Origin of the sequence: Novosphingobium sp., assembly GCF_040398825.1 — a bacterium.
Taxonomy (GTDB): domain Bacteria; phylum Pseudomonadota; class Alphaproteobacteria; order Sphingomonadales; family Sphingomonadaceae; genus Novosphingobium.
Window position 1 is genome coordinate 27,613 of the sequence record NZ_JBBATI010000036.1, and the last position, 12,909, is coordinate 40,521.

The 12,909-nt window shown below is 66.2% G+C and carries 10 protein-coding genes; all 10 read left to right on the plus strand.

The genetic code is table 11. The features are described from left to right. The first annotated feature begins 5 nt into the window (after nucleotides 1-5). Nucleotides 6-1,742, plus strand: a complete 1,737-nt coding sequence (locus ABWP89_RS15395) for a peptidoglycan D,D-transpeptidase FtsI family protein (protein WP_353230395.1) — start codon at nucleotides 6-8, stop codon at nucleotides 1,740-1,742. Further along, the gene (locus tag ABWP89_RS15400; RefSeq protein WP_353230380.1) at nucleotides 1,739-3,196 is read left to right on the plus strand and encodes a UDP-N-acetylmuramoyl-L-alanyl-D-glutamate--2,6-diaminopimelate ligase; all 1,458 of its coding nucleotides are present in this window, start codon (nucleotides 1,739-1,741) and stop codon (nucleotides 3,194-3,196) included. The genes ABWP89_RS15395 and ABWP89_RS15400 overlap by 4 nt, the downstream gene beginning before the upstream one ends. After that, nucleotides 3,193-4,725, plus strand: a complete 1,533-nt coding sequence (locus ABWP89_RS15405; protein ID WP_353230381.1) for a UDP-N-acetylmuramoyl-tripeptide--D-alanyl-D-alanine ligase — start codon at nucleotides 3,193-3,195, stop codon at nucleotides 4,723-4,725. Before ABWP89_RS15400 ends, ABWP89_RS15405 begins: the two co-directional genes overlap by 4 nt. Further along, nucleotides 4,726-5,790, plus strand: a complete 1,065-nt coding sequence (mraY, locus tag ABWP89_RS15410; protein WP_353230382.1) for a phospho-N-acetylmuramoyl-pentapeptide-transferase — start codon at nucleotides 4,726-4,728, stop codon at nucleotides 5,788-5,790. It begins immediately after the preceding gene. Nucleotides 5,791-5,797: 7 nt separating this feature from the next. After that, on the plus strand, nucleotides 5,798-7,135 hold the full coding sequence (gene murD, locus ABWP89_RS15415; protein ID WP_353230384.1) for a UDP-N-acetylmuramoyl-L-alanine--D-glutamate ligase: 1,338 nt from the start codon (nucleotides 5,798-5,800) through the stop codon (nucleotides 7,133-7,135). Next, a complete protein-coding gene (locus tag ABWP89_RS15420) occupies nucleotides 7,135-8,394 on the plus strand; it encodes an FtsW/RodA/SpoVE family cell cycle protein (protein WP_353230386.1) in 1,260 nt (419 codons plus the stop codon). The genes murD and ABWP89_RS15420 overlap by 1 nt, the downstream gene beginning before the upstream one ends. Further along, complete coding sequence (gene murG, locus ABWP89_RS15425; protein ID WP_353230387.1) at nucleotides 8,391-9,596, plus strand: undecaprenyldiphospho-muramoylpentapeptide beta-N-acetylglucosaminyltransferase; 1,206 nt, start codon at nucleotides 8,391-8,393, stop codon at nucleotides 9,594-9,596. Before ABWP89_RS15420 ends, murG begins: the two co-directional genes overlap by 4 nt. Further along, nucleotides 9,593-11,017, plus strand: coding sequence for a UDP-N-acetylmuramate--L-alanine ligase (gene murC, locus ABWP89_RS15430; protein ID WP_353230388.1), 1,425 nt, complete (start codon nucleotides 9,593-9,595; stop codon nucleotides 11,015-11,017). Before murG ends, murC begins: the two co-directional genes overlap by 4 nt. Next, on the plus strand, nucleotides 11,014-11,910 hold the full coding sequence (murB, locus tag ABWP89_RS15435) for a UDP-N-acetylmuramate dehydrogenase (protein ID WP_353230389.1): 897 nt from the start codon (nucleotides 11,014-11,016) through the stop codon (nucleotides 11,908-11,910). The genes murC and murB overlap by 4 nt, the downstream gene beginning before the upstream one ends. Beyond that, on the plus strand, nucleotides 11,907-12,909 hold a 1,003-nt coding region (locus ABWP89_RS15440; protein ID WP_353230391.1), incomplete at its 3' end, for a D-alanine--D-alanine ligase. The genes murB and ABWP89_RS15440, both read left to right, overlap by 4 nt.

Genomic DNA, 12,909 nt, shown 5'->3' on the forward strand with positions numbered 1-12,909 from the left:
CCGCGATGGTGGCGGCGCCGGGCATTTCCGGCGCCAGCGGCGGCGGCCGGCTGCATCTTGCCAACGTGCGCGAACGGTCATTGCTGACGGCGAAGATCCGGGTGTTGTGGGTGGTCCTGGGCTTTGCGTTTTTCACGCTGACCGCGTTTGCGCGCATCGGTCAGCTGGGTCTGGGCGCAGCGGGCGCCGACCATGGCGCGGCCGCCGATGCGCTGGTCCCGCCGCGCGCCGAAATCACCGATCGCAACGGCATGCCGCTGGCGCGCGCATTCCCCGCCTATTCGCTGTGGTTCAATCCGCGCGCGCTGGGGGCCAAGGGGCAGCCGCTGGTCAAAACCCCCGAAGAGGTCGCCAACGCGCTGGTCCAGATTTTTCCCGATCTGGATCACGATACGACACTGGCCAGGCTGAAGGACGGCAATCCGACCTATCTGCGCCGTCGGGTCCTGCCCGAAGAGGCCAACAAGGTGCACGCGCTGGGTGAACCGGCGCTGGAATTTCCGCGCGAAAGCCAGCGGTTCTATCCGCAAGGGTCGCTGGCCGCGCACGTGCTGGGCTATGTCGAGGAAGACGGGCACGGCAAGCTGGGCATGGAACAAGTGCTGGATGCGCGTCTGACCAATGTGGCGCATCGCGCCGAACCGGTGGCGCTGTCGATCGATGCGCGCGCGCAGGGCGCGATGGAGGATGAACTGTCACGCGGCATGCTGGAAACGCATGCCAAAGGCGCGGCCGGGATCATTCTGGACGTTGAAACCGGCGAAATCATCGCGCTGGCGTCGCTGCCCAGCTTTGATCCCAACCGCGGTGATCTGGCCAGGAATGCGCTGGTGTTCAACCGCGCGTCGAACCAGGTCTATGAACTGGGTTCGACGTTCAAGCCGTTCACCATCGCCGCCGCCATCGATGCCGGCGTGGTCACCGATCTGGCGGTGCGGTACTCTGCCAAACCGCTGAAGATCGACGGTTTCACCATCCATGACAGCCATGATTTTGGCGCCTCGCTCAATGTGCCAGAGGCGCTGATCCATTCGTCGAACATCGTTACCGCGCAGATTGGCGACAAGCTGGGCGGCCAGAAAATGCGCGATTCGATGATCGCGCTGGGCATGAACGCGCGCCCGACGATTGAATTGCCCGCGCGCGGCTTTCCGATCTGGCCAAAGGGTGAATGGCCGCGCCTGCGCACCATGACGGTCAGCTATGGCCACGGGCTGGCGGTGACCCCGCTGCATCTGGCGGTTGGCTATGCGGCGCTGGTGAATGGCGGCATCTGGCGCCCGGCCACGCTGTACAAGGTCGATCCCGCGCATGCACCGGCCGGCCGGCGCGTGTATCAGCCGGCCACCAGCGCGCGCATCCGGCAATTGTTGCGCCTGATCGTGGTCGATGGCACCGGCAAAAAGGCGGATTCATCGGGCTTTCGCGTGGGCGGAAAGACCGGTTCTGCGGAAAAAGCGGGCAGCAATGGCAGCGGCTATCGCAACAAAAAGGCGATCATTTCCACCTTTGCCGCGGCGTTTCCGATGGACCATCCGCGCTATGTGGTGATCGCCATGCTGGACGAACCGCAGGCCACGCAATCCACATCGGGGCAGCGCACGGCGGCATGGAACACCGCGCCGATCGTCGGTCGGGTGGTGCCGCGCGTGGGGCCGATGCTGGGCGTGGTGCCCGATGGCCATCGCGATGTCGATGTGTCCGATCTGACCCCGCTGGTCGCCAATGGAGATGGCGAATGAAGCTGTCCGCGCTGGTCACCGCAGCCGGGATCGATCCCGCAACCGTCGCGGCCGGCGCGATCAACGTCACCGGCTTTGCCATCGATCACCGCAAGGTTGCGCCGGGCACGGTATTTGGGGCGTTTCGCGGGTCACGCGTCAATGGCGAAGACTTTATTGGCGCTGCGATCGCCGCCGGCGCGGTGGCGGTGGTGGCGCGGCGCGATGCGGTGGTGACGGGCGCGGTGCATCTGGTGGCGGACGAACCGCGCCAGTTGTTTGCGCAGATCGCCGCGCAGTTTTTCACGCCCGTCCCGGCCACGGTGGTCGCGGTCACCGGCACCAATGGCAAGACTTCGACGGTTGAAATGGTGCGGCAGATCTGGCGGATGGCCGGGCACCGCGCGGCATCGATTGGCACGCTGGGTGTGACCACGGCGGATGAAAGCGTGTCGACCGGGCTGACCACGCCTGACATCGCGACCTTTCTGGCCAATGTTTCGGGCCTGGCGCGTGAAGGCGTCAGCCACCTGGCGTATGAGGCATCCAGCCACGGGCTGGACCAGTATCGCAACGAAGGGCTGCCGGTCGCGGCGGGCGCCTTTACCAATCTGTCGCGCGACCATCTGGATTATCACCCATCGATGGACGCCTATTTCGCGGCCAAGATGCGCCTGTTTGATGACGTTGTTGACGCCGCTGGCACGGCGGTGGTGTGGGCCGATGACGCGTGGAGCGCGCGCGCAATCGACCATGCGACCGCACGCGGCCTGGCGCTGATGACCGTGGGCACGGCGGGCAACACGATCCGGCTGGTGCGCCGCACGCCCACATTGCTGGGCCAGACGCTGGAACTGGAACACGCGGGCCTTACGCGGACGGTCAACCTGCCGCTGATCGGTGCCTATCAGGCGGCCAACGCGCTGGTCGCCGTCGGCCTGGTGCTGGCGACCGGCGGCGATGCGGGGGCGACCTTTGATGCCATGGCGCGGTTGCAACCGGTGCGCGGGCGGCTGGAACGCGCGGCGATCACGGCTGCGGGTGCGCCGGTCTATGTCGATTATGCGCATACCCCCGATGCGCTGGTGGCGGCCTGCGCCGCACTGCGCCCGCATGTCGGTGGCAGGCTGATCCTGGTGTTTGGCGCCGGTGGCGACCGTGACGCCGGCAAACGCGCCGCCATGGGCGCGGCGGCGATCGCGGCGGCCGACGTGGTGATCGTGACCGATGACAATCCGCGCGGCGAAGATCCGGCGAAGATCCGCGCCGCCATCCTGGCCGCATGCGAGGGCCGCGCGCGCGAAGTGGGCGACCGGCGGGCGGCGATTGCCGCCGCGATCGCCGATGCCGGTGCGGGCGATATCGTGCTGATCGCGGGCAAGGGCCACGAACAGGGGCAGATCATCGGGCGGGGCGATGCCATGCGCGTGCTGCCGTTCGACGATGTTGCCATAGCGCGGGAGTGCACGGGATGAGTGCCGTTCTGGATTGGCCGGTCGCACCGGATGATGACCTGGGCACCGCGCTGTGGACCGCCGATGGCATCGCGCAGGCCACCGGCGGCACGACGGGCGGTGAACCGTTTGCTGTGGCCGGCGCCACCACCGACAGCCGCGAGGTGATGGCCGGCGATCTGTTCATCGCGCTGCGCGGGGGCACCGCCGATGGTCACCGCTTCATCGAAGGCGCGTTTGCCAATGGCGCCGCCGGGGCACTGGTTGAAACGCCGGTGGCGCATCCACACGTTCTGGTCGCCGATAGCGCCGCCGCGCTGGATGGGCTGGGACGTGCAGCGCGCGCACGGCTGATGCCAGAGGCGCGAGTGATCGGCGTCACCGGTTCCGCAGGGAAAACCGGGGTGAAAGAGGCACTGTATGCCGCGCTCGACCGGTCCAGCCGTGGGCAGGCGCACCGCTCGGTCAAAAGCTATAACAACCACGTTGGCGTGCCGTTGAGCCTGGTGCGGATGCCCGCGCGCGCGCGGTTCGGCGTGTTTGAAATGGGCATGAACCATGCGGGCGAACTGTCGGCGCTAACGCAGCTGGTGCGGCCGCACGTGGCGGTGATCACCACTATCGCGCCCGCGCATATCGGCCATTTTTCGGGCGAAGAAGCCATCGCCGATGCCAAGGCGGAAATTTTTGAAGGGCTGGAACCGGGCGGTGTGGCAATCATCCCGGCCGACAATCCGCATGTCGAACGGCTGGCGGCGGTGGCGGCGCGCCATGCCGCTCGCGTGATCCGGTTTGGCACCGCCGCCGATGCCGATGTGCGGCTGATCGATGCCATCCCGACCGCCAGCGGCGGCACGCTGGTGACCGCCGAATTTGCCGCCTCCACCGGCATCCAGCGCAAGCTGTGCTACACCATTTCGCAGCCAGGCGCGCACTGGGCGGTCAATTCACTGGCGGTGATGGCGGCGGTCGCCGTGGTCGGTGGCGATCTGGGTGCGGCTGGGCTGGCGCTGGCCGAATTGCCCGATCTGGCCGGGCGCGGCGCGCGCCATACCATTGCCGCCGACGGCGGTGATGGATCGGGCACGGCGCTGGTGATCGATGAAAGCTATAACGCCAATCCGGCTTCGATGCGGGTGACGCTGGCGCAACTGGGCGCAACGCCGGCACGGCGGCGCGTGGCCGTGTTGGGCGCGATGCTGGAACTGGGCGAGGGCAGTGATGGCTATCACGCCGATCTGGCCGGGCCGATCCATGCTGCGGGCGTGGCCCGCGCGGTGCTGGTCGGCGCGGAAATGGCAGCGTTGAACGCGGCGTTGGGGAAAATGCGCGAACCTGCGCTTGCAGCGGCGATCGACTTCGTCCACGTGCCCGGCGCCGCACAGGCAGCCGAACTGATCGGGTCGGGCGAGTGGGCACCCCAGGGCGGCGACGTGATTTTGATCAAGGGATCGAATTCGGTCGGCCTGGGCGCATTGGTCAGGGCACTGACCGAACGGCGCCCCGGCGGTGACGACTGGCACGGCCGGCAGGCGACCGGGGACATATGAATGCTGTATATTTTTGCGCAGTGGCTTCATTTTGAAGGGCTGACCAACCTCATCCGCTATCAGTCGTTCCGGTCGGGCGCGGCGCTGTTGACCGCGCTGGCAGTCGGCATGCTGATCGGGCCCCGCTTTATCGACATGTTGCGCATGCGGCAGGGCAAGGGCCAGCCGATCCGCGCCGACGGGCCGCAAACCCATCTGGCCAAGCGCGGCACGCCCACCATGGGCGGGCTGCTGATCGTGGTCGCGCTGTCGGTGGCGCTGACGCTGTGGATGGATCTGGGCAGCCGCTATGTCTGGGCCTGTCTGGTGGTTACCATCGGGTTTGGCCTGATCGGCTTTCTGGATGATTACGACAAAGTGACCAAGTACGCGCACAAGGGCGTTTCGGCGCGGCTGCGGCTGCTGGGCGAATTTGTGGTGGCGGGGATCGCGGTGGCGCTGGTCACCACCGGTACCGATCTTTATGTCCCGGTGTTCAGCAATCTGGTCGTGCACATGGGACCGTTTTATTACCTGTTTGCCGCCTTTGTGATTGTCGGCGCGGGCAATGCGGTCAATCTGACCGACGGGCTGGACGGGCTGGCGATCATGCCGGTGATCATCGCTGCCGGCACTTTTGCGATCATCGCCTATCTGGCGGGTCGCGCCGACTATGCGCATTATCTGGGCATTCCGCATGTGCCAAAGGCGGGTGAGCTGGCAATTTTCTGTGCCGCGGTGATGGGCGCGGGGCTGGCATTCCTGTGGTTCAACGCGCCGCCGGCGGCGGTGTTCATGGGCGATACCGGCAGCCTGGCGCTGGGCGGCACGCTGGGGGTGATCGCGGTATCGGTGCATCATGAAATCGTGCTGGCGATTGTCGGCGGGCTGTTCGTGATGGAGGCGGTGTCGGTGATCGTGCAGGTGTTCGTGTACAAACGCACCGGCCGCCGGGTGTTTCGCATGGCGCCGATCCACCACCATTTTGAACAGCTGGGCTGGCAGGAATCGACCGTGGTGATCCGGTTCTGGATTGTGTCGATCGTGCTGGCGCTGCTGGGCCTGGCCACGTTGAAAGTGCGATGAAGGCCGCATGATCACCTCTCCACGCTTTGCCGGCCAACGCTTTGCGGTGCTGGGTCTGGCCCGATCGGGCCTGGCCAGCGTCGCCAGCCTGGTTGCGGGCGGCGCGGAGGTGACCGTGTGGGACAACCGCGAAGAGGCCCGCAATGCGCTGGCCGATGTGGCAACCGTGGCTGATCCGCTGAACCTTGATCTGACCGGGTTTGCCGGGGTGGTGGTGTCGCCCGGCGTGCCGCTCAACCGCCATCCGATTGCCGCCCATGCCGCCGCGTTTGGCGTGCCGGTGATTGGCGACATCGAACTGTTTGCCGCGATCCGTGCCGATCTGCCGCCGCACCGCGTGGTCGGCATTACCGGCACAAATGGCAAATCGACCACCACCGCGCTGGTCCACCATCTGTGCCAGGTGGCCGGGCTGCCGACGCGCATGGGCGGCAATATCGGGTTGCCGGTCTTGGGTGAGGCGGCACTGCCCGCGGGCGGCGTCTATGTGCTGGAACTGTCGAGTTACCAGATCGACCTGACCCACAACCTGGCGTGCGATGTGGCGGTGCTGATCAACCTCAGCCCCGATCACCTGGATCGCTATGATGGCTATGCCGGATATATGGCGGCAAAGGCGCGGTTGCTGGCGATGCAGCACGCGGGGCAGACGGCGATTTTCGGGCGCGGTGATGCCGATACGCTGGCGATTGCCACCCAGGTTGCCGCTGCGCGCGGGACGGCCGACGTGCGCATTCCGGATCCCGCCGCATTGTCGGGGCAGGCCGGTTGGCCATCGCTGCAGGGGCCGCACAATCTGCAGAATGCCGCGATCGCGGTCGCCGTGGCGCAGGCGCTGGGGATAGACGAGGGCGTGTGGCGCGCCGGTCTGGCCAGTTTTGTCGGGCTCGCGCACCGCATGGAACGCGTGGCCGAATCACACGGCGTGCTGTTCGTCAACGACAGCAAGGCCACCAATCCGGCCTCGACCGCGCCCGCGCTGGCGGCGTTCCCGCGCATCCACTGGATTTGTGGCGGGTTGCCCAAGGCCGACAACCTGGACGAATGCGTGCCTGCGTTCGGCCATGTCGTCGCCGCCTATACCATTGGTGAGGCGGGGCCACTGTTTGCCGACATTCTTGCCCCCTACATGCCGGTCACACGCAGCGAGATGCTGTGCGAAGCGGTGCGGCAGGCGATGCATGCCTCGCAGCCTGGCGATGTAATCATGCTGTCGCCCGCCTGCGCCAGTTTTGACCAGTTCCGCGATTTTGAAGCGCGGGGTGAGGCGTTTCGCGATATTGTCACCAGCCTGATCGCCGACCGCGCTACTGCCGGTACGGTACCACCGGCGGGGGCGTGCTGATGGCCACACATTCCACCACCACCCGCGCGGTGCCGGAGCAGACGCGCGATGGCGGGGTGCGCGTGATCGGCCGCGCCAACCGTTATCGCCGCAGCCGGCGCAGCGAACTGGTCATCTGGTGGCGCGAAATTGATCGCGTGTTGCTGGCGCTGGTCATGCTGCTGGTGGTGATCGGCGCGGTGGCAGTGGCGGCATCATCGCCGGCCAGCGCGCACCGGCTTTCGACGCCGTTGAAGACGCTGTCCGATCTCCATTTCTTCTGGCTGCATCTGCGCTGGTTGGCGTTCGGGCTGCTGACGATGTTTCTCGCGTCGATCCTGCCGCGCGAAACCGCGCGGCGGCTGGCGATCCTGCTGGCGGCGGCGATGATTGTCGGGCTGGTGCTGGTGCCGCTGGTAGGGACCGAGGTCAAAGGCGCGCGGCGCTGGTTGAACGTGGGGATCAGCCTGCAACCATCGGAATTCCTGAAACCCGGGTTTGCGATTGCGCTGGCGTGGATCCTGTCGTGGCGGGTGCGCGACCCGAAAATCCCGGTCATGGCGCTGTCGATGGTGCTGATGGGGCTGGTCGGCGCGCTGTTGATGGCGCAGCCCGATTTTGGATCGACCGTGCTGTTTCTGGCGGTGTGGTTCGTGCTGGTGCTGCTGTCGGGGCTGTCGCTCAAACGGATCGGGATGACGGTGGGCGGCGGGCTGGCGGTGCTGGCGCTGGCCTATGTGTTTTATCCCAACGCCACGCATCGCATCGATTCATTCCTGTTTGGCGGCAGCGAATTCGACCAGGTCGATCTGGCCATGCGCACGCTGCTGAATGGCGGATGGGGCGGCACCGGGCTGTGGCTGGGCACGCGCAAGATGGCGCTGCCAGAGGCGCATACCGATTATATCTTTTCGGTGATCGGTGAAGAATTCGGGCTGATCGCCTGCGGGGTGATCGTGGTGTTGTATTGCGCGATCGTGATGCGCGTGCTGCTGCGTCTGCTGGACGAGGATGATCTGTTCACCGTGCTGGCCGCCGCCGGGCTGACCGCGCAACTGGCAGGGCAAGCGTTCATCAACATTCTGGTCAACCTGCAGCTGTTCCCGTCAAAGGGCATGACGTTGCCGCTGATCAGCTATGGCGGGTCATCCACCATCGCCTTGCTGCTGGGGGTTGGCTTCCTGCTCGCCATAACGCGGCGCAACCCCTATCTGTCGCGAGAAACGTTCGGTTCAAAGGATCGGACCAGGGATCGCGCAAAGGAACCTGTTGCGTCATGACAGCCGTGTCACGCCACTATGTGCTGGCCGCCGGGGGCACCGGCGGGCATTTGATTCCGGCCTTTGCGCTGGCGGTGGAGCTTGACCGGCGCGGGCACCATGTCGCGCTGGTGACAGACGACCGTGGCATGCGCATTCCGGGCAAGCCCGATTGCTGCCCGGCGCATATCATTCCCGCCGGACGGCTGGGGCGCAATCCGCTGTCGCTGGTGCGCGGGCTTCGCGCGATCTGGCAGGGACGGGCAATGTCCGGCCGCCTGTTCGACAGTTTTGCCCCGTCGTGCGTGGTCGGGTTTGGCGGCTATCCTGCGCTGCCGGCGCTGCTGGCGGCGCAATCGGCGCGCATTCCGACCGTGATCCACGAACAGAATGCGGTGCTGGGCCGGGTCAACCGCCTGCTCGCGCGCCGGGTCGATGCCATCGCCACATCCTATCCGCAGGTCGATCGGCTTGATCCCAAATGGGCGGACAAGGTCCATCTGGTGGGCAATCCGGTGCGGGCAGAGGTGCTCGCGCTGCGCAAGGAGCCGTTTCCTGCGCTGGACGACGATGGCCTGTTGCGCGTGCTGGTCACCGGCGGCAGCCAGGGTGCGTCGATACTGGCAGAGGTCGTGCCCGACGGGCTGGCGATGCTGCCACCCGCGCTGCGCCACCGGTTGCAAGTGACGCAACAATGCCGGCCAGAGGATATTGATGCCGTGCGCGCGCGTTACGCCGCGCATCAGATCCCGGCCGAGCTTGGCACCTATTTTGAGGATATGGCGACGCGCCTGGCGCAGACGCATCTGTTCATTGGCCGCGCCGGCGCGTCGACCATTGCCGAACTGACCGCGGTCGGCCGGCCTGGCATCCTGGTGCCGCTGCCGATCGCCACCGATGATCACCAGGCCGCCAATGCGCGCGAACTGGTGCGCGCAGGCGGTGCGCGCGCGATCCGCCAGAGCGGCTTTACGCCCAAGGAACTGGCCAAGCAGGTGCAGGCGATCGCGCTCGATCCTGGCGCGCTGGCCAATGCCGCGCATTCGGCGTGGAACTGTGGTTTGCCCGATGCGGTGACCGATCTGGCCGATCTGGTCGAAAGTTTTGGCGCCGCGCCGATCATGGATGTGATCCGGATGACGGCCGGCGCCCATGCCTTTGCCGGCGCGCACGCCACTGTCCCGGTTGCCGCCGGTCGCATGATTGAGGATGGCCGGCAATGAGGGGCGTCGGCATTGACATCGGGACCATCCATTTTGTCGGCATTGGCGGCATCGGCATGTCGGGCATTGCCGAAGTCATGCACAACATGGGCTATGTGGTGCAGGGTTCGGACATTGCCGAAGGCTATGTCGTCGAAGGGTTGCGCGCGCGCGGCATCGCGGTGATGATCGGGCACAACGCTGCCAATGTCGCCGGCGCGGCGGTGGTGGTGACATCAACCGCGGTGCGCCGCGACAATCCCGAAGTGATCGCCGCGCTGGAGGCGCGCGTACCGGTGGTGCGCCGCGCGGAAATGCTGGCCGAACTGATGCGGCTGAAAAACACCGTGGCGGTGGCCGGCACGCACGGCAAGACCACCACCACATCGATGATCGCCTGTCTGCTCGATGCCGGGGGGGTCGATCCCACCGTCATCAACGGCGGGATCATCAATTCCTATGGGTCGAACGCGCGGCTGGGCGCGAGCGACTGGATGGTGGTGGAGGCCGACGAAAGCGACGGATCATTCCTGCGGCTGGATGGCACGATCGCGGTGGTCACCAATATCGATCCCGAACACCTGGACCATTACGGCAGCTTTGACAGGGTCAAGGCGGCGTTTGTTGAATTCATTGAAAACGTGCCATTTTATGGCGCGGCGATGCTGTGCATCGACCATCCGGTGGTGCAGGCGATCATCCCGATGGTGCGCGACCGGCGCGTGATCACCTATGGCTTTTCGGCGCAGGCCGACGTGCGCGGCGAAGCGGTGACTCCGGTGCCGGGCGGCAACCGCTTTACCGTGGCGCTGCGCCAGCGCGATGGCACGTTCCACCGCATCGAAGACGTCATGCTGCCAATGCCGGGGCGGCACAATGTGCAGAACGCCCTGGCCGCGATTGCCGTCGCGCGCGAAATGGGCGTGGCTGATCAGGTCATTTGCGAAGGCTTTGCCCGGTTCGGCGGGGTCAAGCGGCGCTTTACCAAAGTCGGTGAAATTGCGCTTGATGGCGGCGTGGTGACGGTGATCGACGATTATGGCCACCACCCGGTCGAAATCCGCGCTGTGCTCGCCGCCGCGCGTGAAGGCGCGCGCGGGCGCGTGATTGCGGTGGTGCAGCCGCACCGCTTTACCCGGCTGCGCGACCACATGGAGGATTTTCAGGGCGCGTTCAACGATGCCGACGTGGTCTATGCCGCGCCGGTCTATGCCGCCGGCGAAGCACCGATCGATGGTGTCGATTCCACGGTGATGGTCGAAGGGATCAAGGCGCGCGGGCACCGTGCTGCGCTTGGCATCGCCGGGGCCGATGCGCTGGCGGGCGAACTGGCGGCCATGCTGCGCGCCGATGACATGGTGGTGTGCCTGGGTGCGGGCGACATCACGCGCTGGGCCGCTGGCCTGGCCGATGCGGTGCGCCGCGAAATGGGGGCGCCGTGATCACCCCGCGCGGGCGTCTGACGGCGCAGGCACCGTTGGCGCCACTGGTGTGGTTCAAGACCGGCGGCGCGGCGCAATGGCTGTTCGAACCGGCCGATGCCGATGATCTGGTGGCGTTTCTGGCCGGGCTGGAACCCGATGTGCCGGTGATGGCGCTGGGGCTGGGGTCCAACCTGATCGTACGCGATGGTGGCGTGCCGGGCGTGGTGGTGCGATTGGGCAAGCCGCTGGCCCGGGCTGACGTGCTGGATGGTACGACGCTGCGGTGCGGCGGCGGGGCCAGCGGCATTCTGGTGTCCTCCACCGCGCGCGATGCCGGGATCGGCGGGCTGGAATTTCTGCGCAGCATTCCCGGCACGGTCGGCGGGTTTGTGCGCATGAACGGCGGGGCCTATGGCCGCGAGGTAAAGGACGTGCTGATCGGGTGCGAGATCGTGTTGCGGTCGGGCGAGCGCCAGTCGCTGTCACTGGCAGACCTGCACTACAGCTATCGCCACTCTGAACTGCCGGAACAGGCGGTGGTGATCGCGGCAACCTTTCGCGGGCATCGTGAAACCCCCCAGGCAATTCAGGCGGAAATGGACCGCATCGCCGCCGCGCGTGAGGCGTCGCAGCCGCTGCGCAGCAAGACCGGCGGTTCGACCTTTAAAAACCCGCCTGGACATCGGGCGTGGGAACTGGTCGATCAGGCCGGGTGCCGCGGGCTGACGCTGGGCGGGGCGCAAGTCAGCGACAAACATACCAACTTTCTGATCAACACCGGAACTGCCACCAGCGCCGAGATCGAGGCGTTGGGCGAACTGGTGCGTGACCGCGTGCGCGCCATGAACGGCGTCGATCTGCAATGGGAAATCAAGCGAGTAGGCGCACCCGCGCAGGAAGGTTTGGCGTGAGCATTCCGAAACTGCATGTCGCCGTGCTGATGGGCGGCTGGTCCAGCGAACGCAGCGTGTCGCTGATGAGCGGCAATGGCGTGGCCGACGCGCTGGAGGCGCGCGGACACCGCGTGACGCGCATCGATATGGGCCGCGATGTGGCGCAAGTGCTGGCCGAATGCGCGCCCGATGTGGTGTTCAACGCGCTGCACGGTACCCCGGGCGAAGACGGCACGGTGCAAGGCATGATGGACCTGCTGGGGTTGACCTATACCCATTCCGGCCTGGCCGCATCGGTCATCGCCATCGATAAACAGCTGACCAAGGCGGCGCTGGTGCCGCATGGTATCCCCATGCCTGGCGGGCGGATGGTGACGGCGGACGAGATCCACGCGCATGACCCGCTGCCGCGCCCCTATGTGCTGAAACCCGTCAACGAGGGATCATCGGTGGGGGTGGCGATCGTTACCGAGGGCGGCAATTACGGCAATCCGGTGGCGCGTGACGCGGTCGGCCCGTGGCAGCAGTTTGACCAGTTGCTGGCCGAACCGTTCATTCGCGGGCGCGAACTGACCACCGCCGTGTTGGGTGACCGTGCGCTGCTGGTGACCGAACTGCGGCCCAAATCGGGCTTTTACGATTTTGACGCCAAATATACCGATGGCATGACCGACCACATCTGCCCGGCCGATATCCCTGCCGATGTGGCAGAGGCCTGCCTGGACATCGCGCTGCGCGCGCATCGCCTGCTGGGCTGCCAGGGCACCAGCCGCAGCGATTTTCGCTGGGATGACGAACAGGGCGTCGACGGGTTGTTCCTGCTGGAGGTCAACACCCAGCCGGGGATGACGCCGCTTAGCCTGGTGCCCGAACAAGCGCGCGCGCTGGGCATGGATTATGGCGATCTGGTGGAGGCGATCATCGAAGAGAGTCTGTTTCGTAAGTCGCCTGCAGGCGACTTAGTGCCACCCACCGCCCCGCACCCCCGGCCCAACCGCCCACAGGGTACCTTAACTG